Annotated in this window: 23 protein-coding genes, 1 tRNA gene and 2 pseudogenes; 14 read left to right on the top strand and 12 right to left on the bottom strand. The window is 39.5% G+C overall.

Annotated elements, in window-relative coordinates; translation table 11 throughout:
- Position 1: 1 nt before the first annotated feature.
- From ACRWQN_RS12065 to punR, 6 genes are all read right to left on the bottom strand, one after another.
- Entirely contained in the window at positions 2 to 331 is a 330-nt protein-coding gene (locus ACRWQN_RS12065; protein ID WP_434940649.1) for a TusE/DsrC/DsvC family sulfur relay protein, read from the bottom strand.
- Between the two features lie 17 nt (positions 332 to 348).
- Positions 349 to 645, bottom strand: coding sequence for a sulfurtransferase complex subunit TusB (gene tusB / locus ACRWQN_RS12060; RefSeq protein ID WP_434937956.1), 297 nt, complete (start codon positions 643 to 645; stop codon positions 349 to 351).
- Positions 642 to 998 (bottom strand): sulfurtransferase complex subunit TusC, encoded by a 357-nt coding sequence (tusC, locus tag ACRWQN_RS12055; protein ID WP_434937954.1) that lies wholly within the window; start codon positions 996 to 998, stop codon positions 642 to 644. The genes tusB and tusC overlap by 4 nt, the downstream gene beginning before the upstream one ends.
- A gap of 14 nt (positions 999 to 1012) precedes the next feature.
- A complete protein-coding gene (gene tusD, locus ACRWQN_RS12050; protein ID WP_434937952.1) occupies positions 1013 to 1402 on the bottom strand; it encodes a sulfurtransferase complex subunit TusD in 390 nt (129 codons plus the stop codon).
- A 58-nt stretch (positions 1403 to 1460) separates the two neighbouring features.
- The gene (locus ACRWQN_RS12045) at positions 1461 to 2120 is read right to left on the bottom strand and encodes a Bax inhibitor-1/YccA family protein (protein WP_226415474.1); all 660 of its coding nucleotides are present in this window, start codon (positions 2118 to 2120) and stop codon (positions 1461 to 1463) included.
- Positions 2121 to 2443: 323 nt separating this feature from the next.
- Positions 2444 to 3346 carry a DNA-binding transcriptional activator PunR gene (gene punR / locus ACRWQN_RS12040; protein WP_434937950.1) on the bottom strand — a complete coding sequence of 301 codons (903 nt, stop codon included), beginning with the start codon at positions 3344 to 3346 and terminating at the stop codon, positions 2444 to 2446.
- 112 nt (positions 3347 to 3458) lie between these two features.
- On the opposite strand from punR, the gene punC reads away from it, so the two are divergent.
- Both punC and ACRWQN_RS12030 read left to right on the top strand, forming a co-directional pair.
- Positions 3459 to 4727, top strand: coding sequence for a purine nucleoside transporter PunC (punC, locus tag ACRWQN_RS12035; protein ID WP_434937948.1), 1269 nt, complete (start codon positions 3459 to 3461; stop codon positions 4725 to 4727).
- Positions 4728 to 4816: 89 nt separating this feature from the next.
- A tRNA-Ser gene (locus ACRWQN_RS12030) sits at positions 4817 to 4906 on the top strand.
- Between the two features lie 316 nt (positions 4907 to 5222).
- On the opposite strand, the gene ACRWQN_RS12025 is transcribed toward ACRWQN_RS12030, so the two are convergent.
- A complete protein-coding gene (locus ACRWQN_RS12025; RefSeq protein ID WP_434937946.1) occupies positions 5223 to 5624 on the bottom strand; it encodes a MerR family transcriptional regulator in 402 nt (133 codons plus the stop codon).
- Positions 5625 to 5699: 75 nt separating this feature from the next.
- Here ACRWQN_RS12025 and ACRWQN_RS12020 point away from each other — a divergent pair, with 75 nt between their 5' ends.
- A complete protein-coding gene (locus ACRWQN_RS12020) occupies positions 5700 to 7739 on the top strand; it encodes a TonB-dependent receptor plug domain-containing protein (protein WP_434937945.1) in 2040 nt (679 codons plus the stop codon).
- A 157-nt stretch (positions 7740 to 7896) separates the two neighbouring features.
- Here the strand turns inward: ACRWQN_RS12020 and ACRWQN_RS12015 are convergent.
- Together ACRWQN_RS12015 and ACRWQN_RS12010 are read right to left on the bottom strand one after the other, a co-directional pair.
- A pseudogene (locus ACRWQN_RS12015) lies at positions 7897 to 8046 on the bottom strand (IS256 family transposase); the annotation flags it as partial.
- A gap of 162 nt (positions 8047 to 8208) precedes the next feature.
- Positions 8209 to 8628 (bottom strand): BLUF domain-containing protein, encoded by a 420-nt coding sequence (locus ACRWQN_RS12010; protein ID WP_434926310.1) that lies wholly within the window; start codon positions 8626 to 8628, stop codon positions 8209 to 8211.
- Positions 8629 to 9220: 592 nt separating this feature from the next.
- Between ACRWQN_RS12010 and ACRWQN_RS12005 the strand changes: the two genes are divergently transcribed.
- The 11 genes and pseudogenes from ACRWQN_RS12005 to ACRWQN_RS11955 all read left to right on the top strand — a co-directional run bounded on the left by ACRWQN_RS12005 (position 9221) and on the right by ACRWQN_RS11955 (position 20197).
- Entirely contained in the window at positions 9221 to 9925 is a 705-nt protein-coding gene (locus ACRWQN_RS12005) for a methyl-accepting chemotaxis protein (protein WP_434937943.1), read from the top strand.
- A 64-nt stretch (positions 9926 to 9989) separates the two neighbouring features.
- Positions 9990 to 10409 (top strand): hypothetical protein, encoded by a 420-nt coding sequence (locus tag ACRWQN_RS12000; RefSeq protein ID WP_434937941.1) that lies wholly within the window; start codon positions 9990 to 9992, stop codon positions 10407 to 10409.
- 42 nt (positions 10410 to 10451) lie between these two features.
- Positions 10452 to 10736: an STAS domain-containing protein gene (locus ACRWQN_RS11995; protein ID WP_434931768.1), complete on the top strand. Its 285-nt coding sequence runs from the start codon at positions 10452 to 10454 to the stop codon at positions 10734 to 10736.
- Complete coding sequence (locus tag ACRWQN_RS11990) at positions 10723 to 12417, top strand: SpoIIE family protein phosphatase (RefSeq protein WP_434937939.1); 1695 nt, start codon at positions 10723 to 10725, stop codon at positions 12415 to 12417. The genes ACRWQN_RS11995 and ACRWQN_RS11990 overlap by 14 nt, the downstream gene beginning before the upstream one ends.
- Positions 12414 to 12779, top strand: a complete 366-nt coding sequence (locus ACRWQN_RS11985; RefSeq protein WP_434926307.1) for a response regulator — start codon at positions 12414 to 12416, stop codon at positions 12777 to 12779. The genes ACRWQN_RS11990 and ACRWQN_RS11985 overlap by 4 nt, the downstream gene beginning before the upstream one ends.
- A 28-nt stretch (positions 12780 to 12807) precedes the next feature.
- Positions 12808 to 14787, top strand: coding sequence for a chemotaxis protein CheA (locus tag ACRWQN_RS11980; RefSeq protein WP_434937937.1), 1980 nt, complete (start codon positions 12808 to 12810; stop codon positions 14785 to 14787).
- A 39-nt stretch (positions 14788 to 14826) separates the two neighbouring features.
- Positions 14827 to 15279 (top strand): annotated as a pseudogene (locus ACRWQN_RS11975) (chemotaxis protein CheW); the annotation flags it as partial.
- A gap of 5 nt (positions 15280 to 15284) precedes the next feature.
- A complete protein-coding gene (locus ACRWQN_RS11970) occupies positions 15285 to 17609 on the top strand; it encodes a methyl-accepting chemotaxis protein (RefSeq protein WP_434937935.1) in 2325 nt (774 codons plus the stop codon).
- Positions 17610 to 17692: 83 nt separating this feature from the next.
- A complete protein-coding gene (locus ACRWQN_RS11965; protein WP_434926304.1) occupies positions 17693 to 18529 on the top strand; it encodes a CheR family methyltransferase in 837 nt (278 codons plus the stop codon).
- 2 nt (positions 18530 to 18531) lie between these two features.
- A complete protein-coding gene (gene cheD, locus ACRWQN_RS11960) occupies positions 18532 to 19152 on the top strand; it encodes a chemoreceptor glutamine deamidase CheD (protein WP_434937933.1) in 621 nt (206 codons plus the stop codon).
- Positions 19145 to 20197, top strand: a complete 1053-nt coding sequence (locus ACRWQN_RS11955; protein WP_434937931.1) for a protein-glutamate methylesterase/protein-glutamine glutaminase — start codon at positions 19145 to 19147, stop codon at positions 20195 to 20197. The genes cheD and ACRWQN_RS11955 overlap by 8 nt, the downstream gene beginning before the upstream one ends.
- Positions 20198 to 20587: 390 nt before the next feature.
- Here the strand turns inward: ACRWQN_RS11955 and ACRWQN_RS11950 are convergent, their stop codons facing one another.
- The 3 genes from ACRWQN_RS11950 to ACRWQN_RS11940 form a co-directional block, all read right to left on the bottom strand.
- Entirely contained in the window at positions 20588 to 22597 is a 2010-nt protein-coding gene (locus ACRWQN_RS11950; protein ID WP_434937929.1) for a putative bifunctional diguanylate cyclase/phosphodiesterase, read from the bottom strand.
- A gap of 66 nt (positions 22598 to 22663) precedes the next feature.
- Positions 22664 to 23410: a hypothetical protein gene (locus ACRWQN_RS11945; RefSeq protein WP_434937927.1), complete on the bottom strand. Its 747-nt coding sequence runs from the start codon at positions 23408 to 23410 to the stop codon at positions 22664 to 22666.
- A 170-nt stretch (positions 23411 to 23580) separates the two neighbouring features.
- Positions 23581 to 24957, bottom strand: a complete 1377-nt coding sequence (locus ACRWQN_RS11940; RefSeq protein ID WP_434937925.1) for a lyase family protein — start codon at positions 24955 to 24957, stop codon at positions 23581 to 23583.
- Positions 24958 to 25484: the final 527 nt, after the last annotated feature.

Below are 25484 nucleotides of genomic sequence, written 5' to 3'. Positions count from 1 at the left end.
CTTAAAGACATTTAGCGGGTTTGGGTAATCCGGCAATTTTTGTTGCCTGCTTAGCGGGGCCAACGGGGAATAGGGTGTAAAGGTACTTCGAATTGCCTTTATCTGCCCCTAAGCTTTGACCAATGGCTTTTACTAGTACTCGAATGGCTGGGCTGGTTTTGTATTCTAAATAGAAGTTACGCACAAAATGAACCACTTCCCAATGGGCTTCAGACAACTCAATGTTTTCAGTAGCTGCTAAAATCGGCGCCATATCAAGCTGCCAATCATCCACGCTTTTAAGATAGCCTTGTTTATCGGTTTCAATGGCTTGACCATTAAACTCAAACATAAATTCAAATGACTTTTCTACCATGTGATGACCTTACTATGGCGCAGTGTTTGATTAACAAATTCAGTGTAATCAATCGGGTGAATATTAGGATATTGCAGCTTAGCTACTTTTGCTGATAAGCCTCGGGCTTGAATATCATCGATTAATACATAAACGTCATTGCCTTGCATAGCCGTTAATAATCGTGGCTTGAGGAGGGCGTTTACCGCGTCAGCCGCCAACATAATACTGTCATCAGCCGCTATGTATCTTAAACATAGGCTTAAAGCATTATCACTCGCGGTTGATGTTTGAATGTGATGTAAAATCAAAATACCAATACCTCATCCGCTAAAGCTAATTGTGCTGTAATCGCTTCAGCGCTTGCTGACTGCACATCAATAGCTAAATCATCCACTGTTAACCCCATTGCATTAAGCGACTGCTCACAGGCCAATACGGTTTCTATTTCGTATAAATCAAACGCTTTAAAAACCGATACGTAGTCTTTGCTACCGGACAGCTCAGCGTGTTGTTCAGGTAATAAATGCAGTACAGCTTCATCGCAAAAAATCAACGACACTTGCTGCTCAAAGCTGGCGCTCAGTAAGGCAAAGTCTAATCCTTCGCGGGTGTGAGTTGTGCCATAAGGGGCGTGACGAAATACAATACAAATCTGTTTCATGTTGCGGTTAGTCCTTAAAAGCACACTAAGCGATCGGCATGTTCTATGCCGCTGACAAGCTCACCTAAGCCACCCATTACAAATACATCGTGACTGTTCCAATGGGCTTTTCCATTTTCAATCGCGTCTTGTTCAGACAAGACTCCACGGCGCAGTGCAGCGGAAACACAATTTATCATCGCGGTTTGATTATCTTGTGAGAAGGTTAGCCACATTTGCTGTAGGTTAACTTCATCGGAAGCAGGGCAATTAAGGGCATTACTATTGTAAACACCATCTTGATAAAAAAAGACTTTTACCACTTGATGACCAGCAGAAACCGCAGCTTGGCAGAACTTAAGCGCTCTAAAGCTGGCGGTAGACCCGTAGGCTGGTCCGTTAACTTGTACAATAAATTTATTCATTATAAAAAAAATGGCCCTAATTTAGGGCCATTTTATCGTAAATTACTGTCAATGACGATTAATCGTCGTTATTCATGCCTAATAAGTGCAGAAGCGCCATGAATAAGTTGATGAAGTTTAAGAATAACGAAATGGTAGCACGAATATAATTGGTTTCGCCACCGTTTACGATACGGCTCGTATCATAAAGGATTAAGCCTACCATCAATAGCGCTACAGCAGCTTGAATAGCCACAAATGCTACGCCGTTACCCACAAACATGTTTATCAGTGATGCGCCGATAACCACTAATAAGCCTGCAAACAAAAAGCCACCCATAAAGCTGAAATCTTTCTTGGTGGTGATTGCGTAAGCTGACAGCGACACAAATATAACTGAGGTTAATCCAAAGGCTTGCATGATTAACTCAGGACCATTTGCTAAACCAACATAGTGGTTCAAAATGTAACCTAGTGATGCACCTTGCATACCAGTGAAAGCAAATATCCATGCTAAACCAGACGCGTTATCGGCTTTTTTCAAGGTCACTATCATTACGACGATACTGCCTAATGACAAACCGATAGACATAAATGGACCAATATTTAACGCCATGGCCACACCCGCCATAACCGCGGCAAAAGCCAGCGTCATCGACAACAGCATATAGGTGTTTTTGATAAGTTTGTTTGTTTCCACCGTCGTAGCTTGATGGCCCGACAAAGTTTGTTGATTCATAACAGTCTCCAAGACAGTAAAATGCGTATTGTGAACAATAAACAACCACACGCAAATAGTTGATTAATTAATTAAATCTAGATAGCCCAGCTTAAAGTAATCACACTGGTTTAGCATCATAAATAAGGGTTAATCAGTAATTTAAACCACTTAAATTTAAATATGTCCCCATTGTTATCAAGCTAGCTTAAGCCAATATTAAAAAATCACCGCTTTTTAGTAGACTTTCACTTTCACAGCATAACTAGGCTAACTTTACTGATATTCATACCTGTATGTATGAGGGCGAAAGCTGAAAATTCAACTGGCTAGCATCAATATTCCTATGCCAGCCATTCATTATGTAATTTTTCTGTGTCACCTAAATAATCTAACACCCATTGCAGTGCAGGGGACATGCGGTCTTGATCCCAAGCTAAACAGCAAGGGCTGGATGCTTTCGGGTTTTTTAATTGTTTTTCAATTAACATTCCACCGCTAATAAAGGGCTGAGCAAGATGAATTGGCATATAACCCACACCTAAGCCAGAGCGAAAACAATTAATGGCTCTTATCCAGTCGGGGACCACTAAGCGGCGTTGATTATCTAAAAGCCAGGTAGTGCGTTTGGGGATTTCTCTTGAGGTATCTTCTAAACAAATAGCTGGATATTGTTTAAGTTCATCGTCTTCAAGCGGCCTATCAATTGCGGCGAGTGGATGATTTTTACTGACTAGAAAGGCCCACTCAATGTCTTTCATATCACGATATTGATAAACACCACCCACAGGTATTGCAGTCGTTGCACCTATGGCTACCATGCTGCGGCCACTGGCCAAAGATTCCCACACACCATTAAACACTTCAATTTGAATGATTAACTCTACATCATCAAAATGGCGATAAAAATCAGCAATTAAGGAGCTAATTCTATCAGCTCTAACAATATTATCTAATGCAATAGATAAAGTGGGTTGCCAACCATTTGCCACCCGTTGAGTTTCCCGTTTTAGCTCCTCCATTTGCCTGAGTAACTCGCGAGCATGTTTTAAAAAATGCTCCCCAGGCTGAGTGAGGGTTACCGACCTATGGTGACGCTCAAATAACACCACACCAATATCAGTTTCTACTTGCTTAACAGCGTAACTTACCGCTGACGGTACTTTATGTAACTCATTCGCCGCCGCAGTAAAACTGCCTAATCGAGCAACGATATCAATCATGTGTAGCGTTTGTTCTGAAAGCATAGGGCAACCTTGCTATGATATTTTTTGATGGCTGTGTTCAAATATAAACGTTTCACAGATGAATTTCTAATAATTAAACTATGTCTAATGAAAAATAATGTGAGTATTAGATATGAGTAAACAACAAAAATCCCCTGGTGTTATTGAGAAAGCTGGCTTTTTTCTCTATTTAACCATTCTCAGCATGCTGTGCTTTATCGCCACCGATATGTATTTACCTGCTTTTAAATCAATTGAAGGCTCACTTGGTGCATCTTCTACTGATGTGGCTATGTCGCTAACGACTTTCTTGGCTGGTTTAGCTTTTGGCCAACTGCTTTACGGCAAATTGGTTGAAAAATGGGGTAAGCGAAATTCACTGCTATTAGGTTTAATGCTATTTGTTATGGCTACTGGCCTAATCATTGTTAGCGATAATATTGTCATGATGAATATTGGCCGTTTCATTCAAGCTATAGGAGTGTGCAGTGCCAGTGTAATTTGGCAAGCTTTGGTCATTGAAAAGTATGATGCACAAGAATCTCAGCATGTATTGTCTAACATTATGCCACTTGTTGCGTTATCACCCGCAATAGCACCTTTAATTGGAGCATTCTTCTTATCATATTGGGGATGGCAAAGCATTTTTGTTTGTTTAGCGTTACTCGGTGTGTTGTTGATTTTGATGACTCAAATTTTTGTCAAAGCCGACAAGCCTAGCGCTGAAGCGATTAAAGCTGATAAAGATAAAGCGATGACATTCAAGCAAATGTTAGCAAATCCATTCTATGTGGGTAATGTGATGATTTTTGCCGCATGTTCTGGTGCTTTCTTTGCTTACTTAACCCTGTGGCCAGCGGTGATGGATAAATTTGGCTTTGATGCAACAGCGATTGGCTTAAGTTTTATTCCACAAACTATCATGTTCATTGTGGGTGGTTATAGCGGCAAAATACTGATCAAACGTCTTGGTAGTCAAATAGCCTTGAAAGTACAGCTTGGTATTTTCTTCACCACGACAATCTTGATTTCAATTCTGACCATTGCTTTCGAGATGACAACCATCTATCCACTATTAATCGTATTTGCTTTTATGGCCGCAGCGAATGGTGCGATATACCCCATTGTAGTGAACAATGCATTGCAAACATTTAAAGATGATGCCGCCAAAGCCGCTGGATTACAGAACTTTATTCAAATCAGTGTCGCATTTGGCGCATCAAGTATTGTGGCCGCATTTGCAGGGGCAGGTGAGCAGGCAATCGGTTTAGGCATTTTAGTCTGTTCAGTGATGGTATTTGGCGCCTATTACACTAGTCGTTATTCTTCATGGAACAGCTGGTTTGATTCGTTCACAATGCCAGATCCAGCAAGAATTGCCTTTAAAAAGGATGAAGATTAGCCAAAGTGATCTTAAAGTAGACAATTGAACATTTTTTTTCAATTAGGACTTTACAGCATCAATAGGTTGTCATATTATTCGCCGCGTTCGGAGGGATGGCAGAGTGGTCGAATGCACCGGTCTTGAAAACCGGCAACGGTTTATCCCGTTCTAGGGTTCAAATCCCTATCCCTCCGCCACATTCAACGAGAAAGTCTCATCAGAAATGATGAGGCTTTTTTGTTTTGGCGAAAGATAAAACTTTGAACCCCAGGTGCCTCCTTATTTGCGCGAAAAATAGGAATTTAAACTGAGTGCTCCTCTTTCTTTTACGCAAGCTACGTAATTGTCTATCGCGACAATAGTTATCTTCGCGTCAGCATTATTCTCTATTTCAGGGTGTTAGCACTTGAAATTTCTCAAGCAAAAATACCTTTAAGTTAGCTATGCTAATATCAACCTAAGGTGGGATTTTCTGAACGATTCAATTTTTGTAAAAAGCGCAGGCTAATTGACTTACGTTATGACTGACGGTGATTTTAGGCTTTGTAAAATGCTGCAGTCTTTAATTTGGTGGCTTTTACAACAAGAGGCAAGGGTGGCTAATGATTGCTCTAATAATGCCAGCTCTCGCTGAGTTTGCTGAATACGTGCCAGTTGCTCGGCAATAATGTTATCTACCAGTAGGCATGAGGATTTGGGGTCTTGTTGGGTATCAACTAGGCGTTTAATGTCATCTAATGCAATGTTTAATTCTCTGCATCTTCGGATAAAAATTAGCGTTTCTATGTCTTTTTGTTGGTAATGACGATAGCCATTATCAGTGCGGACTGGGGCGGATAGTAACTCAATTTGCTCATAATATCGGATTGTTTTTACCGATACTTGGGCTGCTAATGCCAATTCACTTATTTTCAACTTGACCTTCCAGTAACTGTAACCTTTACACTTGAGCATATCATTTTTAAGTCATGTTTTGTAAAAGGAAGTTGTATGTTTAGCTATTCTGCAGCGGCATCGTTAATTTTGTCACTGGGTATAACAAACTTAAGTCAGGCAAGCACTGCCGACAATTTGATCCATAGCCCTGATAATAGCGAAACCCATTCGCACACTGAGCAAACCCATGCCGATGAGCATGATGATGAGCATGATCACGAAGAAAAAATGGAAACCATTATCGTGCAAGCCACGCGCTCAGGACGTATTGCCGATGAGCAGCCTATTCGTGTTGAATTAATTAATCGTGAAGAAATTGAAGAAAAAGCCGCGATGCGGCCTGGTAACATTTCTATGCTAGTGGCTGAGACGGGTGGGGTTAGGTTGCAAACGACGTCTCCGGCTTTAGGCAGTGCTAATATTCGCCTGCAAGGTCTGTATGGTCGTTATACACAACTATTGGCTGATGGTTTACCGCTTTATGGTAATCAAGCGTCATCAATAGGCTTGTTACAAATTCCGCCAACGGATCTTAGCCGGGTAGAAATTATTAAAGGCTCGGCGTCATCACTTTATGGTGGCTCTGCCTTGGGCGGGGTGATTAATCTGATATCTAGAACCCCAAGTGATGAATTAAACGGTGAGGTGTTAGTAAACTCAACCACTCGAGCAGGTCAGGATGTGACGACTTATATTGAATCGCCGCTGAGTGAGGATATAAAAGGCTCGATAACTGCTGGCGCTCATTATCAAGATGAGCAAGATATTGATAATGATGGCTGGATTGATTTGGCTGGCTATGAAAGGTATACCGTGCGGCCTCGGATATTTTGGCAAGGGGACGCTGGACAAACACTGTATGTGACTAGCGGCTTGATGTCAGAGCAACGAACGGGAGGAACCCTAGGCGATAATAAACTTGCAGATGGTCAATCATTTGAGCAATCACAAGACTCAGACAGGCTTGACGCTGGTGTTGTGTTTAGCCTACCGGTATTAGAGTCACTGACCTTTAATACGCGAGCCTCGGCTATGGTACAAGAACACACGCATATTTATGGTATTGACTTAGAAGAAGATAAACACGAGAGTTATTTGCTTGAAAACAGCCTTGCGGGTTATACAGATAACAGTGATTGGGTTGTCGGTTTAGCGTATCAGTCAGAGGTTTTTACCTCAAACACCTTTCCAGTGTTTGATTATTCCTATGAGGTGCCAGGTGTATTTGCTCAGCTTGATTATACCCATTCGGAACAAATCACAACCTCATACAGTGCTCGAGTCGATGAGCACAGTGAGTACGGAACCCAATTTAGTCCAAGAGTATCGCTACTTTATCGACCAAACAATTTAACCATAAGAGGCTCTTATGGACAGGGATATTTTGCCCCAACTCCTTTTGTTGAAGAGATTGAGGCTGCGGGATTATCAAGATTAGCCCCCATTGAGAATTTACAACAAGAACAGGCCAAAACCGCATCGCTAGATTTTACTTATGCTTTTGAAAATGCAGAGACGAGCCTGACTTTTTTTGGATCTAACATTAATAATGTGACTGGGTTAATGGCTTTTTCTTCGGGTAACAACGGCACACTCGACGCAGTTAGGTTAGTTAATGCTGAAGGGACAAGTGAAATTCGGGGATCTGAAGTGTTGCTGCGTTACTATTTGGGTGACATTAAGCTCACCGCAAGTTACTTGTATTTAGACACAAGTGAAGAGTCACCCGATAGTTCAGAACGAAGAGAGATAGCGTTAACCCCACGTCACTCTGCGGGTTTTGTTGCTATGTGGGAGCAACATGGCAACTTTAGAATGGGCTTTGAATCCTATTACACCGGTACCCAAAGGGTTAACGATAACCCATATATTGATGAAACTAATCCTTATTGGCACCTTGGGTTAATGGGAGAGATAACGTATGGGCAAGCAAGTTGGTTCATTAATTTTGAGAACTTACTCAATGTAAGACAAACTGATGAGCACCCACTTCTGTTACCTAATAGAATGGCCAGTGGCCAGTGGACTACAGATATTTGGTCCCGTAACGATGGGTTCATTGTTAATGCGGGTGTTAGGCTGAAATTTGGCTAGTGTTTTACTTTTAATATGATTTCTTTACATTCAACAAAAAAGCCTCATCAAATATGATGAGGCTTTTTGCGGCATTTTGCGATAACAGACTCTATTGAAAAGATAAGCGAGTATAGAATGCCTGTGCCGTTTACCGGTTTCTAATCGGCATCGTTCATTTCTTCGACGCTTGCATAATAACCAAGTCAATCACCATCTTTGCTCAGTCATCATTAGGAAATAGCTTGCGGTTCTTGATGGCATTAGTGGTATAAATTACCTTTCGAATGTCTTAATAGTGGGCCAACAGCGTATTGAGATTAGCCCAGTATCTGTGACAATGAGATATGCAGCTAGTTTTCTGGTCTAATGAAAAGTCTCGCTACTGATTCGTGACAGGGCAGTCGCCTTTTCTAAGCCATCAACACCATAGTTCATCAAACCTACACTAATGATTTTATACGTCTCTGTTATTGTCTGCTGCTAAAAGTTAAACAGAGATAAGACTGTTTCGAAGCTCCAAAAGCATCTGAAATGCTGCAGAACCAGGTATGTTATAAGGGTTGAATTCTGTTGAGGTTGAAAATTTTAAATTAATGGGCCCCATATTTTTAGTTGCAGGCACATATGCCATATCCCAAGAGCTAAACTCTCTTGAATATATCTCGCAATATTCAATAATCACAATGTTGGAATGGCGTGTATCGGTTACAATTTTATTATAAGTCTCATTAACGCTTTCTCTACTACCTTCGATGCATTGAATAAAATAATTATTATTAAAGCAGAGCATTCCAGTCATACCATTTTTAGCATTATGCAAACGTGCTTTTTTGAGTATGTCCTCTAAAGACGATTCGCTAATAAAATCTGTCACTGTACTTACGTAGATTAAACGAGTTAGAAACATACTGTTCTCTTATAGCTAGGAAAAAGTTAAATTAAATATAATAGAACTATTACAAAAAGCTATGTAATAGCCATGAATAAAATCTTTCCTGTAGCACTCTTACTGCTAGGGATATTTTATTAGGAAGTGGTGGAGTAAAAATGTTGAGCTTTTAAAAAGCCAGTTCTACGAACTGAATGGTAGAGTATTCTATGCTCTTTTTTGTTTATAAAATGCCCATTATGCACCATAAAACCCAGTGCGATATGGCAATCGCTTTTGAACATAACCTTTTAGCTAAATGAGATGAATAACCATAAAAACGACCAAAATAGTACTTTTGTATGCTGCTAAGACAAAATGACATGAGCAATTATAATCATCATAAAGAGTAAGTTATCTTTCTCGAATACCTCCTAAAAAGCATAATTTAATACCTTGAGCCACTCTAACTCTTATGTTAATGTTTTGTTAATTCTAGGTTGCCTAGCAGTGGTGCGCTAATTTTGGCAATGATCAGAGATAAGAAAAAATAAAAATTATATAAATAAAATTTGCAGTTAAGGAATTACTGTCTACTCTTTTAATATAAAAAGAAATTAAGGATAGTCTCTTGAAAGAAAAGCATTTTATGTCATCACCATTTGTAGCTTTGGCGATAGGCTCATTTATCGCTTTTTGCATTTCTTGGTTATTGATGAATTGGGTGCCAGTAGTGGTTGCTTTATTTATTGCAGTACTTATCTGCACTCTATCTGGCGGTTTTGCACTAAAATTGATAACGACTAGCTCCACTGTTAATCACCAAACTACGGCTGTGAAAAATATGATTTCAAAGCCAACCCTCACTAATGATGTTGACCAATTACAACAACAATTTCTGGACACATTAAAATCAACCCTACTCGAATGCAAACAAAATGTTGACGATGTAAATAATGTGCAATCGGATGCTATTGAAACCCTTGTTACTTCATTTTCTCGATTAAAAGAATTGGCAGAGCTACAACAAGATCGCGTAATGCAGTTGCTAGAATCTGAAAATGATGAGCATGGAAATAGTTGGTTGATTTCATTTGTTCAAGAAACCAGTAAAACTCTTGAACAGTTTGTTGAAACAACAGTCAATATGTCAGCATCTTCAATGGAACTAGTCGAAAAAGTCGGTCGAATTAATACTATGGTTCCTGATGTGATGAAGGCGATGAAAGATATTGATCAAATCGCATCACAAACCAACTTACTTGCACTTAATGCAGCAATTGAGGCTGCACGTGCAGGCGAGGCCGGGCGCGGATTTGCCGTCCGTAGCAGATGAGGTTAGGTCGCTTTCTACTCGGTCAGCGGGTTTTAGTAATCAGATCCAACAGAAACTAAAAAATATGGCAGTGCAAATTGAAACTTTAACTGCTGACATTGGTGGCGCTGCCTCGCAAGATGTTACTTATGTAATGCAATCGAAAAAAAATGTCCACATTGCCATTGATAAATTAATGGAAAACGCTACAGGCAATCGAAAGCATACTTCAGCTCTTGATGAACATAACCAAATATTACAACAGTCTTTGAATGATGCAATGCGAGGGCTGCAATTTGGAGATATTAACTCACAAAATCTGGCTTATACCGCTGAACAATTAGCCCAAGTTAATACACAATTAAATATATTGATGGAACCTGGTGGTATGGAAGATGAAGCTAAGATACAAGGGTGTAATGAAAGCCTTGTACAATTTAAAATTCAAAAACATAACCCTGTTTCGGCCAGTTCTATGGCAAGTGGTGATATCGATTTTTTCTAGAAAACAGACATCTACAATGAAATACCATTGAGGACAAGTACTTTGGATAATTATAGTATTAGGTTACCAAACCGTTTTGATTTTAGTTACCACAAAACATTCAACCAAGAGGTTGAGTCATTAGTTGCAAAAACGGGTATTAAAGAAATCCAATTAGACTTCTCTCAAGTGAACTATTTAGACAGTTCTGCGCTAGGAATGTTAGTTTTATTATCAAAGAAAAATGAGAAAGGTGTTCGTGCAAAACTGATTATTAAAAGCGCTCATGGTAGTGCTTTGGAAATCCTAGAAATTGCAAAAATGACAAAACTTTATGCCTTCATTTGAACTTTTTTACGACAGTCGCCCACCTATATCAGTTTTGATTATTGAGGATAATCCTGTTTGTATTTTGATGTACAAACAATTCTTTATGGAAAAAGGAATAAAAGTAGTTGTATGTACATCAATAGAAAAAGCAAAAAAAGAAGTTTGTAGACCACGATTAAATTATGAATTGGTGTTACTGGATAATCATTTACCCGATGGGGAAGGGATTAAGTTTGTTTCACAGCTGAAAGAACACTTACCTATGGCGGCGATTATTATTGTCAGTGCCAATAGTGATACCGATTTTTTTGTTGAAGCATTCACACAAGATATTGACGATATTGCATTAAAGCCAATTAAGATGGATTTATTATGGCTAAAAATGAAAAGGTCAATTCATCAGCGTTACTTAGAAAAAGTTAATAATACACAACGTGTAGCAATAAATATTTGGCGAGATTCACAATTACAGGAGCAGGCGCTGGCTAAACATTTATTTGGTGCCATGCATGGAAAAATTCATTTAGATATACCAGCAATAAATTATTGGGTTAAACCTTCATCATTATTCAGTGGCGACGGCGTTATCCACTGTAGTGGTCCAGACGGCAGTCATTATGTCATGTTAGCCGATGCAATGGGACATGGCTTAGCAGCCGCAGTGTCGCTTATGCCAATGATGCAGGCATTTGGGGCCATGACAGAAAAAGGCTTACCGTTGTGTAATATTGTTTTTGAACTCAATAATAAGCTAAATTATTTTTTGCCAGAAGACCGTTTTGTGGCGGCAGTCATTATTCATTTGCAACCAAACAATAAAACTATTGATATTTGGAATGGAGGTATGCCACCAGTCATTATAGTCGATGAGCAATACCAAATAATTAAGCAGATAAAATCTGAAAATATGGCATTGGGTATTTTGTCCGATAATCAGTTTAGTGTTAATTCAGAACATATTGATTTGCTAGATAACCAAAGGGTAATTCTTTTCAGTGATGGTGTTATCGAAACTCCATCTAATAAAGGAAAAATGTTAACCATAGATGATCTTGTTTCGTTACTAAAGTTACCTGGAGAACCTTTAGAAGGTGTTAAACAGCATTTTAATGTTGAATGTGAATCGCCACAAGACGATATATCTGTTGTGCTAATAGATACTCACGATATTTTGCAGTCCTTTATAGAAGAAGATGAATTAACAACTGTTCAAGAGAGTGAATTTTTTATTGAACACACATTACAGGGAGCATCACTCGATTTGTTTGATATTCCAGGACATTTGTGTGAATTAATATCTAAGCAACTGCCATTATCCTTGGTGACCAAAGTCTTTACTGTGTTATCTGAGTTATATACTAATGCATTTGAACATGGCGTACTCGAGTTAAATAGTGAAATTAAGTCACAAGAAAATGGCTTTTTAGCTTTTTATGAAGAAAAAATGGAAAGAGTAAATCACTTATCTAATGACAATAAAATTATATTAAAAGTTCAGTGGCAAAGCCACTTACAGCGCTTAGAAATCTATATCGAAGATAGTGGTCATGGTTTTTTTAAGAATGATGTAGAACCGAGTAATTTGTCTAAAAGCTACGGCCGAGGCTTAACTTTAATTAAGCACTTAGCTGAAACCCTTGAAATTATACCTCCTGGAAATGCTGTAAGGGTGGTATTGGTTGGAAAACATAAACTATGAGTAAAAGCATTTTAGTTGTCGATGATTCAGCTTCAATTCGTCAAATGGTAGAAGCAACACTTAAGTCAGCCAATTACCAAGTGACATTGGCTTCAGATGGTCAAGAGGCCTTTGATTTATGTAAAACAAAAATTTTTGACTTCGTATTAACAGACCAAAATATGCCACGTATGGATGGACTAACATTAATTAAATCATTACGAGGGTTACCTGCATATCGGACGAAAGCTATTGTGGTATTAACTACCGAAGCAAGCGATGAAATGAAGGCTCGCGGTAGAGCGGCTGGGGCAACTGGCTGGATGGTTAAACCATTTGATCCAGATAAGCTTCTGCAAGTAGCTTCCAAAGTGTTGGGATAAGTCCTCTTATTTAATAGTTGGTAACATTATGTCAATGGATATGAGTCAATTTCATGGTGTCTTTATCGAAGAAAGCCAAGAGCATCTTGATGAGATGGAGCACCTATTACTAGCCCTTGATCCAAGTTCGCCAGATATCGAAGAGTTAAACAGTATTTTTCGTGCTGCACATTCGATAAAAGGCGGTAGTGGCATGTTTAGCTTTGATGCGCTAATTACTGTTACCCATGTTATGGAGAGTCTTTTTGACAAAGCTCGACAAGGTAAATTTAATTTTTCAGTGCATATCATAGATGAATTATTAATTGCTGTTGATACTCTTCGTAAGCTGTTAAAAAGCTATGCTGATAGTACCGAAATCGAATGGGCTTTAGTTAATTCTACCACAGCATCTTTAGAAGTTATTTTAGAACCAGATAGTCAGGCAGAGTCGCAAGATGATGAAAATGGCTTTGGTTTTTTTAAGCCAATTAATTCCTCAAGTAAAAGCAATACTTCCGAAATCATGGCGCAAGTAAATGATGACACTGACGATGGTTTTGGATTCTTTGAACCTATAGTTGATGAAAGCATCGCTGATATAGAGGACGGTTTTGGATTTTTTGTTGATTTAGACGATAATTTACCAGACTCGAATTCATCTAAACAAAAGGTATCCAATTATCAGGAGGAGGCTCTTACTACTGAAGTAGAGGCATCAGTTCTTCACGATATGACAGACGATTCGATTACCTCAGTATCCAGTCTTGCACAACATGCTAAATCTACGTCCCTTTCAAAATCTAACACAGATACCAAAGCGAAGGCTGAAGCAAGTGAAAGTAGCAGCATTAGAGTCGACATAGCAAAAATCGATAGTTTAGTTAATTTGGTTGGCGAATTAGTTATTACGCAATCTATGCTGAATCTTATTGGTGACGAGATAACCGGCCTTGCAAGTGAAAAACTACGCTCAGCATTAGCCGAACTTGAACGGAATACACGAGAACTTCAGGAGGGCATCATGTCGATTCGGATGTTGCCTATGTCTTTTGTTTTTAATCGGTTTCCTAGGGTTGTCAGAGATTTATCTAAAAAGCTTAATAAGAAAATCGATTTAACTATTGTAGGTGGCCAAACCGAAATAGATAAAGGCTTAATTGAACTGTTGGTGGATCCATTGACGCATCTGGTGCGCAACAGTCTAGATCATGGCATTGAATTGCCTGAAATCAGGATTGCTAATGGTAAACCCGAAACCGGCGTACTCACCCTCAAAGCTGAACAGAAGGGGGGTAACATCTTGATCTCAGTATTAGACGACGGTGCAGGGCTCAATCGTGATCGTATTCTCGCTAAAGCTTTTGAAAATAATGTAGATGTGCCTGAAAATCCAACCGATCAACAGGTTTGGCAATTAATCATGTCTGCGGGATTTTCAACCGCGGAACAAGTCACTGATGTTTCGGGCCGTGGCGTTGGTATGGACGTTGTGAAACGTAATATAGAGTCTATGGGCGGCCGGTTAGAAATACTCTCTGAAAAGGGTCGCGGTTCTTCTTTTCAAATCCGCTTGCCTCTCACTTTAGCTATCCTTGATGGAATGTCTATCTCCGTTGGTGGGCAAATATTTATTATTCCACTGGTAAATATTATTGAATCCGTACAACCACAAAGTTCTCAATTAAAGTTTATTGGTAATGAACAAGTTTTGGATTTACGTGACGCTTATTGGCCAATTGTAAATTTATATCAGGTTATGGATTTAGAGCCCCAGTCTAGGTTAGCAACTGAAGGTATTTTAGTGTTAGTTGAAACTAATAACACGCGCTTTGCCTTGCTTGTTGACGAGCTAATTGGGCAGCAACAAGCTGTCATTAAGAGTTTGGAACAACATTATCGCCGAGTACAAGGCGTTGCTGGAGCGACTATTATGGGAGATGGCAGTGTTGCATTGATATTGGATGCAGAATCATTGGCTTTGAAAATCAATGAATCTTTAAAGCAAAGGGTTAAGTATGATAACTGAACAAAAAAAGATGCAGATAGTCAAGATAGCACCGCACATGAGTATTTAACCTTTATTTTAGGTGATGAACATTACGGTTTAGATATCATGAAGGTACGTGAAATTAGGGGGTATGAACCAGTTACGAAAATTGCTAATGCCCCAGCCTTTATTAAAGGGGTATTGAATTTGCGTGGTGATATTGTTCCGATTGTTGATTTAAGACTTAAATTCGATGTTGGTGAGGCTTCCTATAACGAATTTACTATTGTCATCATGCTTCATATTAATAATCGCATTGTTGGCATAGTGGTAGATGCAGTGTCTGATGTCATTAATATGCAGGCTTCAGATATTAAACCGCCTCCAGAGTTTGGTGTAGCCTTTGACAGCCAGTATTTATTTGGATTAGCACCAGTTAATGAACAAATGATTATTTTACTTAACATTGAAAAATTGATTTCCAGCCAAGAGCTGGGGTTATTCGATTCTACAGCATTGCCATCGGAGTGATAAATATGGGTATCAGATCTTGGTTTGAAAATAATGGACAGCAACAACAATCGTTAACCCGCGCTAGTTTGGCTTTAGACAATAGCAGCACCTGTTTTATGATTGCAGACCCCGAACGAGTTATCGTTTATGCGAATAGAGCAGTAGTTAATTTATTGACCGCAGCACAGGATGACATTCGTAAAGAGTTACCCCAATTTTCAGTATCTTCTCTGATTGGGAGTAATATTGATATTTTTCACAAACAACCTCAACACCAAAAAAATATTGTTTCTCAGCTGTCCCAAACTCATACGGCTTCAATCAATGTCGGTGTGCGTTGTTTCAAACTGGTGCTTAATCCACTTCGTGATGAGAAGGGGGTATCTCTTGGTACATCAGTAGAGTGGCACGATATTACAGAGCAGAAAAAGCATGAATTACTTTCATTAAGAGTAACCTCAGCATTAGAAGCAACATCTTCAAATGTAATGGTTGCTGATAATGACCTCAACGTCATATATATGAATCAAGCTGTTGAACGGATGCTTAGGGAAGCTGAAAGCGATCTTAGAAAAGCCCTCCCGCATTTTTCTGTTAGTTCCGTTATTGGCAGTAATATTGATATTTTTCACAAAGAACCATCGCATCAACGCAGATTGCTTGCAGCGTTAGACAAAACTTATGTAGGAAATATTGTTGTTGCTGGTCGAAGCTTTCGGTTAATTGCCAATCCAATTTTTGATACAAAGCGTAATCGATTAGGCACAGTAGTGGAGTGGATTGACCGCACGAAAGAGGTCGCTTCCGAGCATGAATTAAGCCGAATTTTAGGTGCATTAGAAACCACTACAACGAATGTAATGATTGCCGATATTGATCGTAATATCACCTATATGAATAAATCAGTTGAAAACATGCTTCGCATTGCGGAGTCTGATTTAAGAAAAGAGCTTCCTCACTTTTCTGTTGAAAAGGTTGTTGGCAGTAATATAGATATTTTCCACAAGAACCCTGCTCATCAAATGCACCTTCTTGCCAATTTAACTAAAACATATACCGCAAATATTGTTGTTGGAAGCCGTCATTTTCGCTTGGTTGCTAACCCTATTTTTGCCAATGATGGAACAAGATTAGGCTCAGTTGTAGAGTGGTTAGATCGTACTCAAGAGGTGTTTGTTGAGTCTGAAGTGAATACTGCTGTACAAGCAGCAGCAGAGGGTGATTTTACCAGTTTAATTTCGACCGAAGGAAAAAATGGATTTTTCTTGAAATTATCTGAGGGATTAAATTCGCTACTTAGGGTCACTGAAAGTGGCTTAAATGACATTAATCGAGTGCTTAAATCCATTTCTGAAGGAGACTTAACTGAGCGTGTAACCGCTGATTATCAAGGTTCGTTTGAATTACTTAAAAATGGCTGTAATCAAACTTCCCAGAACCTAGCGCAGATGTTAGGTAAAATTCGTACCGCCGCAGATACAATTAAAACCGCTTCAAGTGAGATATCACAAGGTAATACCGATTTATCCAGTCGTACTGAACAGCAAGCATCCAGTCTGGAAGAAACTGCATCGAGCATGGAGGAGCTTACAGGAACCGTGCGTCAAAATGCTGATAATGCAAGACAAGCCAATACGCTTTCAGCTAAAGCTTCTGAAGTTGCTATTAACGGAGGAAATTTAATTGATCAAGTTGTCGTTACAATGGCATCTATTAACGAGTCATCACAAAAAATCGCTGACATTATCGGTGTAATTGATGGGATCGCTTTCCAAACTAATATTCTAGCATTGAATGCTGCAGTAGAAGCTGCGCGAGCTGGGGAGCAAGGTCGAGGGTTTGCTGTCGTTGCATCTGAAGTAAGAACATTAGCGCAGCGATCAGCAAACGCAGCTAAAGACATTAAGGCATTGATTTCTGACTCTGTCGGTAAGATTAATAACGGCAATGAGTTAGTTGGAAAGTCTGGCGATACGATGAAAGAAATCGTGACATCGATTAAACGTGTTAACGACATCATGGCAGAAATTGCCGCGGCTTCTAGTGAGCAAGCGACCGGTCTTGATGAAGTAGGTAAAGCCGTGAGTCAAATGGATGAAATGACACAGCAAAATGCTGCTTTAGTTGAAGAAGCTGCCGCTGCAGCTGAGAGTTTGCTATCTCAAGCGGCACAATTGGCGACTAATGTTAGCCAATTTAAACTCGACGATGATTATCAACATGTGCAAGCCGCTTTGCAACATTCGGCACCCAAAACACAAATGATTTCTCACGCTAAGAGCACATTACCGAAAAGAAATGCCATCAAACCATCGCAACCCAAAGATGACGAATGGGAGAGTTTTTAGTCTTATAAGTATTAAATAATAAAATGATTGAAGCCCTCACCCATCAGGTGAGGGTCATAATATATTTATACTAGGATATTATAATGACAAGCTCTGAAGGCTGGGATAATAGAGAGTTCAGTTTTGCAAAAGCTGATTTTGATTCAGTGAGAACTTTGTTATATCAATTAACAGGAATTCGCTTAGCAGATAGTAAAGACTCAATGGTTTATAGCCGTTTAGCCCGCAGGGTTAGGTCGTTAAAACTGCAAGGTTTTTCGGAATATCTGCATCATCTTAATACTCATCCTAGCGAAGAAGAACATTTCATTAATGCGCTAACGACAAACTTGACTTCGTTTTTTCGTGAACCACATCATTTTGACATTCTTAAAAAGTACTTGATAGCACATCCTAAAACACGAACGATTTGGTGTGCCGCCAGTAGTACAGGGGAGGAACCCTATTCTATAGCAATGGTGGTTGCTGAAACGTTTGCTATGTTTGATGTACCAATTAAAATTATTGCTTCCGATGTAGATAGTCAGGTACTGCAAAAAGCTAAAGCAGGGATCTATTCAATCGACAGAATAAATTCTTTAGCAGAGGAGCGTAAAAAACAATTTTTTTTTAAAGGAAAAGGAGCATTTGCTGGTATGGTTAAAGTCGTACCAGAGTTACAGAAAATGGTTGAATTTAGACAGATTAACTTACTTAAATCTGAATGGTCATTAAGGGAGCCAATTGACATTATTTTTTGTCGCAATGTAATGATTTATTTTGACCGTTCGACTCAGCTAAAGGTATTGGAAAGGATGGTTAAATTATTACCTGCTGATGGCCTTTATGTAGCAGGACATTCTGAAACCTTTAATAATGCTACTCATCTGGTTAGATCTGCTGGCAACACAACTTATTACCCAAATCACTCTGTGAGGTAAGCTTGTTAAACTTTGATGTTAATAATTCGAACCTTGCTCCTAATCGATATTATGACCGGTATTTTAATTCTGAAGCTGTAAAAATTTCTCCCGGAGAGTATTTTGCTACAACACAAAATACCCTTATTGTGACAGTTTTAGGATCCTGTGTATCAGTGTGTTTACGAGATCCTGTCCTAGGAATTGCCGGTATGAATCACTTCTTACTACCACAGGATAACTACCCACAAGGTGGTGGGACTTCAGAGTCTGCTCGCTACGGAGTTTATGCGATGGAAATACTGATTAACCATTTGCTCAAGCTCGGCGCAAGTAAAAATCGGCTTGAGGCTAAGGTGTTTGGTGGCGGTAATGTGCTACAAGGGTTTATGACTGTTAATATTGGTGAACGTAACGCTGAATTTGTACAAGATTATTTAAGAATGGAAAATATTCCAATCATAGCTTCTGACCTTCTTGATGTTTACCCCCGTAAAGTTTATTTTTTCCCAGATACGGGACGGGTACTGGTTAGAAAAATTAAAACTATGCATAACACTACAATTTTAGACCGTGAAAGTGAGTACAAGTTTAAGTTACGTTCACAAGCTATGAGTGGTGATGTGGAGCTATTTGATGACTAGACAAATAAAAGTATTAGTAGTTGATGATTCAGCCCTTATTCGGAGTTTATTGAGTGAGATTATTCGAGCTGAGCCAGATTTTACATTAGTTGGCGCCGCTCCAGATGCTTTTGTAGCAAAAGATATGGTCATCACCTTTAGTCCTGATGTGATTACATTAGATGTCGAAATGCCTAAGGTTGATGGGTTAACTTTTCTAGACCGTTTAATGAAAGCCAGACCAACTCCTGTGTTGATGGTTTCTAGTTTAACAGAGCAGGGTGCTGAGGTGACTCTTAAAGCTTTAGAAATTGGCGCCGTGGATTTTTTCCCCAAACCTAAATTGGATATTGCTAATAGCATGGAGGCCTATCGTAGCGAAATTGTTGCCAAGATACGCTCTGTTGCTAAGGCAAAGGTTCAGCCTAAAGCTATCAAAAAAAATACAGCAAATACTGCATTTAAATTTAAAACAAGTGAGAAAATTATTGCTATTGGCGCCTCAACGGGAGGAACTGTAGCACTTAAATCATTACTTGCTGAAATGCCTATCGACAGTCCAGCCATTGTTATTACCCAACATATGCCTCCAGGGTTTACTAAAACCTTTGCCGAAAATCTGGACAAGGTTAGTGCGATACATGTGAAAGAAGCTCAGGATGGTGAAAGATTGATCCCTGGCTGTGCTTATTTAGCGCCAGGCGATCAGCATTTACTTGTGGTTCGCAGTGGTGCTGATTATCGGATTAAACTGTCTGATAGTGAGCGAGTGAGCGGTCACCGCCCTTCAGTTGATGCGATGTTTCAATCTTTAGCGCAAACAGCTGGTAGCAATGTCTTAGGTGTTATTTTAACAGGTATGGGTAAAGATGGTGCAGCCGGAATGTTGGAACTGCTTAACTCTGATGGTATTACTATCGCACAGGATGAAGCAAGCTCAGTTATATTTGGAATGCCTAAAGCCGCAATTGACTTAGGAGCCGCGCAGATGATTTTAAGTTTGCAGGATATCCCATCTCAAATTGTGCAAATAATTAACCGATTAGGAAAAGAATATAGGATTTGATTATCTTCATTACTTATTTTTGTTATTTTTTTATGTCAGTAAAAGGTAATAATGAGGTCAAGCTCAGATAATTTAACAAGCCTTTGTTCAAGAATGTTTATGCTCTTGTCCTCGTTATTGCTTCTGGCACTTGCTTTATTACCTTTGCACAAAACACCCTCTACACCCTAAATTATTCAGCATATTGAACATAGCTAGAGTAGAAAGCTAGCGTTAGCTTAGATGATATGCCTTACTATCAATGCTGTTAGCGTGTGATTCGTAGGGCTTTTCTTTGTTGTCTTGATAGAACAATAGGTGATAATTTTGAATATGGACATCGAGTGAGTAGATGTTCGTATTATTGAGCTGGCGACCATCTTTGATATTTATTATGAGACTGGCAGATATTTAATTGAGGTTAACTAAGAATTTTTCTTCGAGTTCTTTGCTTGAAATAGGTTTACTGATTAAATAACCTTGCAAATAATCGCAACCCTCTTGAATTAGCCAATCTTTTTGTTCTTGGGTTTCGACCCCTTCAGCGATTGTTTTTAAACCTAGAGCTTTAGCCATTGCAACAATCATTTCTAAAACGGCAGTGGATGGTTGCTCTCCTGAGACAAAAGAACGATCGATTTTGAGTATATCGACAGGTAATCGAGATAGGTAAGAAAGCGAACAGTAACCTGTGCCAAAGTCATCAATTGAAATATTTATCCCATGCTGGCGTAATTTTTTTAAGGCAATAAAACTTTTATCGAGAGCTTTCATCAATACAGTTTCGGTAATTTCCAGTTCAAGCAGTTTAGGGTTAACATCATGTTTTTTAATCACTGATAACACATGTTCTACGTAATTATCTTCTTGCATTTGTCGAGCAGAAACGTTGATAGCAACGGATATTCCACCATATTCTTTCTCCCAGCGTTTGATTTGCTGACAAGCGGTTTCTAACACCCAGTTTCCAATAGCGATAATTGAACCATTCTCTTCAGCAATTTTAATAAAACCTTCTACGGAAATATCTTCAGGATTATTATTCCAACGTATTAATGCTTCGCAGCCTACTAACTTGCCCGTTTCAGAGTTTATTTTTGGCTGATAATTCAAATGAAATTCTTCACGCTCAACTGCGTAATTCAGCGCGGCTTCGATATTTAATCTTGCTTCGACTTTATCACTCATTTCTTTCGCGTAGAAGTGCCAATGTTTACCGCTCGCTTTTGCTTTATACATGGCCAAGTCAGCGCAGCGCATTAGTTGATTTGTATCTGCTCCATTTTCGGGATAAATAGAAATCCCAATGCTACCAGAAGTACGAATTTCCCGGTCAGCCAAAAAATAGGGCAGCGTTAATGTCTCATCAATTCGCTGAACCACATACATTAATTCGCTTAGCTCATTATTTCCTTCAATCACTACCAGAAACTCATCTCCGCCTAAACGCCCGACGGCATCGTTGCTTCTAAGTGTTTTTAATAATCTGTGTGCCACTTCAATAAGAAGCGTGTCGCCGACATCATGACCTAAAGAGTCGTTGATAGTTTTAAACCGGTCCATATCAATAAATAAAACCGCCACTTTAGAATGGTTTCGTTTGGCGGTGATAATCGCTTGTGATAATCGGTCTGCTATAAGTGTTCGGTTGAGTATATTTGTCAGTGGGTCTCTCGTTGCTAGGTTTCTGAGTTGTTCTTGAGCACTAATGAGACCTTTTAACATTTGCTGGATGTGATTTACTAGCTGCCCCATTTCATTTGTAGCATGAATAGTTAAGCTCTCCAGTGTTCTTGGATCTGGATTTTCAGGATCAATTTTTGATATGGACCTAGTTACTCGCCGCAAAGGCGAAGTCAATAGCCAAGAAGATAACCATAATAAAACCAAAGCAATAGTTACGGCCTGCAACAGTCCTGTAATGATTACGCTGCCGGCAAAGGTCAAAAACTGTTGCGCTAGAGGGGTGGGATTTAATTTTATTGATAACACGCCAACTTGGCGCATTTCATTATTCAGTTCAATATAGAGTTTTCTTTCACCGAGAATTTCGTCGCCGATAAAGTTAGACGTTACCCATGCAATTAAATACTTTTTTTCCTGAACGGGTTTTCTGTCGGCAGCAATAATATTCCCAGTTTCACCAGTAAGTACCGCATCTTGAACCATGCCCAGTGCCGTCATACTCGCGACAATTTGTTCGGCAAGAACAGGATCTAAAGTCCAAGCTGCATTGGTCGCGCCACCTTCAGCAGCGGTAAGGATCTCTTGAGCCAAACTAAAGGCTTCATCTCTTTGGTCTGACAGATGCAAGCTAAGCGAGTATCCACTGACTAACAGAGCAATGAGAATACTTAGCACTAAAGCGATTATGGCTTGTGTTAGCGCTAACGATTTTCTTAAATAATCTATGATGCTCATCAGTATCTATGCCCTAAAAGATCATATAGCTTAAGAAAAATAAACAACGAATGTGGATTTTTTAACCTAGCTGCCAAAATATAAAATATCCTTATATTTATTGTTCTCTTTAATCAGCTTTAAGTTAGTCACGCAAGCATCTCTTGCTGCTTCTGATTTAAATAGAAAACCATTGGGACTCTTTCCAAATAGGGGTGCTCTATCCACCGCAACGGTCTCGTCAAATTCGTTGTCATTTATCAATTCTTGCCGATAAAATTGATAGATTTGCCCATCCATTTGAATAAAGTCGACCCTTTTACTTAATAACATTCTTAACTGAGTTTTTTGATTATGAGTTTCACTATATTTTCTATTCTGCGTTGCCATTGCAGCGTACTCACCGCCAATATGTGCAATTGCTCCCTGCCATGAAATTAATGAGTATTCAGCAAGATCAGCTATTTTGTTGACCTTAAGAGCCCTTTCTGAAAGAGAAAAAAGAAAGTTTTCATAGGCGTAGATATCGCCAGTGTAATAGCCTTTAAGTCCTCTTTCAGCAATGGTTTTTTCATTGATATCTGTCACCACACTAACCTGATTTGTCAGATACTCTGCAATTCGTCTTGCGTAAGGCAGTGTTTTTGGCTTGAGTTGATAACCAGAAGGTTCTAGGCAATCTTGCAACAAGTTGACCAGTATTCCAGTGGGACCTTCTTCAATTACCCACGGAGGTAAGGACTCCCCAAAAGAGGCAACAATTTCTTTAGATTGACTAAATACAGGGTTGAAGAACATGAGTGAAAAAACGAGGGACAAGGATAATTTGACCATATTTGCTCTCAAATAGGATAAGTATTAAGACTCTGTTCAGAGTTTAGCTCACTATATACGATATGCAATTGCATAACTTGAAGTGACCTTTATGTCTACTACACATTATTTACGCTTTACGCTTTACGCTTATCGCTGTTTGTCTGTTTGTCTGTTTGTCTGTATGGCTGCTAATGATAAGGCTTTGCCAGATGCAACGGGTCGAGTATTGCTTTAAGTTTATCTTCGTCTAAATCGGTTTCTTCAAGTGCAATTACTAATACTGATTTATGTTCTTTATCTGCTCGTTTAGCAATTTTTGCGGCCATATCGTAACCTACCACTGAATTAAGTGCGGTTGCCAGAATAGGGTTTTTCTCTAATGCCTGGGTCAAATGCTCTGCATTGGGCTTAAATTCGGCAAAAACTTTATCGGTCATGGCCTGGCAGGCATGGGTTAATAAATCAATACTGGACAGTAGCTTGTCGGCAATCAGTGGCAGCATCACATTTAACTGAAAATTACCCGATTGCGCCGCGATGGTGATGGTTGTTTCATTGCCGATAACCTCAGCAGCAATCATGGCTACGGCTTCTGGGATCACGGGATTAACCTTACCAGGCATTATCGATGATCCCGGTTGCAGCGCCGTTAAACTAATTTCTTGTAATCCTGCCACAGGGCCAGAGTTCATCCAGCGTAAGTCATTGGCGATTTTCAATAAGGTAACCGCTAACCCTTTGAGCGCCGAAGCCATGCCTAAGGTATGATCTTGGCTACTCATATACAATGCAGGCATTACCGCCGCTTGCCAAGGGATTTGATCTTGCTGTTGTAAGTCATCACATGCAAGTTTGGAAAAATTGGGGTCACAATTAACGCCAGTGCCCACCGCAGTGCCGCCCAATGGCAAATGATGCAGACTTAGCTCAAGGTGCTGAATTCTAGCTTGAGCACTGTTTAGCTGTTGTTGCCAACATTGCAGTTCTTGCCCAAGCGTAATCGGCATGGCGTCCATTAAATGGGTGCGACCGGTTTTGACTGTATTGGAATACTCATCGGCCAAAAACGCTAATCTGTCACATAAGCCCTTAATCGATGGATACAACAAGCCCCTTAATTGCCTAACCGTACTGATATGAATACAGGCGGGCACGACATCGTTACTGCTTTGACCCATATTGATATGATCATTAGGGTGAACTTTTGCCTGCAAAATGTTGCTAGCGAGGCTGGCAATGACTTCATTAACATTCATATTAGAACTGGTGCCAGAGCCTGTTTGGAACAAATCAATTGGAAAGTGCTGCGAAAAATCAAGCTTCTTACTGGCGATAATCGCTTGTTGAATTGCTTTGGCCATAGCGTTATCTAACAAGCCGAGTTGGCTATTAGCCTGTGCTGCAGCTGATTTTATGTCGAGTAGGGCGATTATCGCTGGCGTCGGAAAGCGCCGCTTCGAAAACTGAAAGTTATCTCGTGCGCGTTGAGTTTGTGCCTGATAATAAACATCATCTGGCACCTGAACGTTCCCCATACTGTCATGCTCTATACGCATCTTACTCATAAGGTTTTCGACTCGATTTTTGATTGGGTTAAGGTAGTGTATTCACTAAGCTTAGCAGGAAGTGCCCGTAAATGTTTATGGGGAGACCAGCGATGAATCATGCTATGCAATTATTGAAACAGCTTGAAAATAATAGAAAATATTTTTGGTTTTATAGCTTTGATTGATTTGGCGTCAATTGTATTGTTCTCGACTTGAGCTATGCGGGGATCTTGCGACTATTAATCAAGGTATAGGCCTGTTAATTGCAGCAACCGACTTGAATGTATAATCATTAATCAGTGTTAATATTGATGCATGCAGACATGTTAAAAAACTCATAAATATACTTTACTAGAAGACATACAACCCTTTAGCGCAAGCAGCCTTAAATGATATGATATGGCAATATGTTTTAACAAAGCTAAAACTCACCGAGTGAAGATGCGGCTATTTCGGCCTAACTATCCGCCTGATGAGTGCCGTAAATCGATTTTTATTAGAATGATGCTAGGTGTATTTCTTTCCTGTCGTCCTATAGTTAGGGC

Origin of the sequence: Shewanella sp. HL-SH8 (assembly GCF_051165765.1) — a bacterium.
Classification (GTDB): Bacteria; Pseudomonadota; Gammaproteobacteria; order Enterobacterales; family Shewanellaceae; genus Shewanella; species Shewanella glacialimarina.
This window is presented reverse-complemented; position numbering and strand designations above follow the sequence as displayed.

What these genes read in the sequence shown, in the direction of transcription:
- ACRWQN_RS12065 (WP_434940649.1), bottom strand. Translation starts at nt 331, where the DNA reads ATGTTTGAGTTTAATGGTCAAGCCATTGAAACCGATAAACAAGGCTAT.
- tusC (WP_434937954.1), bottom strand. Translation starts at nt 998, where the DNA reads ATGAAACAGATTTGTATTGTATTTCGTCACGCCCCTTATGGCACAACT.
- tusD (WP_434937952.1), bottom strand. Translation starts at nt 1,402, where the DNA reads ATGAATAAATTTATTGTACAAGTTAACGGACCAGCCTACGGGTCTACC.
- ACRWQN_RS12045 (WP_226415474.1), bottom strand. Translation starts at nt 2,120, where the DNA reads ATGAATCAACAAACTTTGTCGGGCCATCAAGCTACGACGGTGGAAACA.
- punR (WP_434937950.1), bottom strand. Translation starts at nt 3,346, where the DNA reads ATGCTTTCAGAACAAACGCTACACATGATTGATATCGTTGCTCGATTA.
- punC (WP_434937948.1), top strand. Translation starts at nt 3,459, where the DNA reads ATGAGTAAACAACAAAAATCCCCTGGTGTTATTGAGAAAGCTGGCTTT.
- ACRWQN_RS12020 (WP_434937945.1), top strand. Translation starts at nt 5,700, where the DNA reads ATGTTTAGCTATTCTGCAGCGGCATCGTTAATTTTGTCACTGGGTATA.
- ACRWQN_RS12010 (WP_434926310.1), bottom strand. Translation starts at nt 8,628, where the DNA reads ATGTTTCTAACTCGTTTAATCTACGTAAGTACAGTGACAGATTTTATT.
- ACRWQN_RS12000 (WP_434937941.1), top strand. Translation starts at nt 9,990, where the DNA reads ATGGCAGTGCAAATTGAAACTTTAACTGCTGACATTGGTGGCGCTGCC.
- ACRWQN_RS11990 (WP_434937939.1), top strand. Translation starts at nt 10,723, where the DNA reads ATGCCTTCATTTGAACTTTTTTACGACAGTCGCCCACCTATATCAGTT.
- ACRWQN_RS11985 (WP_434926307.1), top strand. Translation starts at nt 12,414, where the DNA reads ATGAGTAAAAGCATTTTAGTTGTCGATGATTCAGCTTCAATTCGTCAA.
- ACRWQN_RS11980 (WP_434937937.1), top strand. Translation starts at nt 12,808, where the DNA reads ATGTCAATGGATATGAGTCAATTTCATGGTGTCTTTATCGAAGAAAGC.
- ACRWQN_RS11970 (WP_434937935.1), top strand. Translation starts at nt 15,285, where the DNA reads ATGGGTATCAGATCTTGGTTTGAAAATAATGGACAGCAACAACAATCG.
- ACRWQN_RS11965 (WP_434926304.1), top strand. Translation starts at nt 17,693, where the DNA reads ATGACAAGCTCTGAAGGCTGGGATAATAGAGAGTTCAGTTTTGCAAAA.
- ACRWQN_RS11955 (WP_434937931.1), top strand. Translation starts at nt 19,145, where the DNA reads ATGACTAGACAAATAAAAGTATTAGTAGTTGATGATTCAGCCCTTATT.
- ACRWQN_RS11950 (WP_434937929.1), bottom strand. Translation starts at nt 22,597, where the DNA reads ATGAGCATCATAGATTATTTAAGAAAATCGTTAGCGCTAACACAAGCC.
- ACRWQN_RS11945 (WP_434937927.1), bottom strand. Translation starts at nt 23,410, where the DNA reads ATGGTCAAATTATCCTTGTCCCTCGTTTTTTCACTCATGTTCTTCAAC.
- ACRWQN_RS11940 (WP_434937925.1), bottom strand. Translation starts at nt 24,957, where the DNA reads ATGAGTAAGATGCGTATAGAGCATGACAGTATGGGGAACGTTCAGGTG.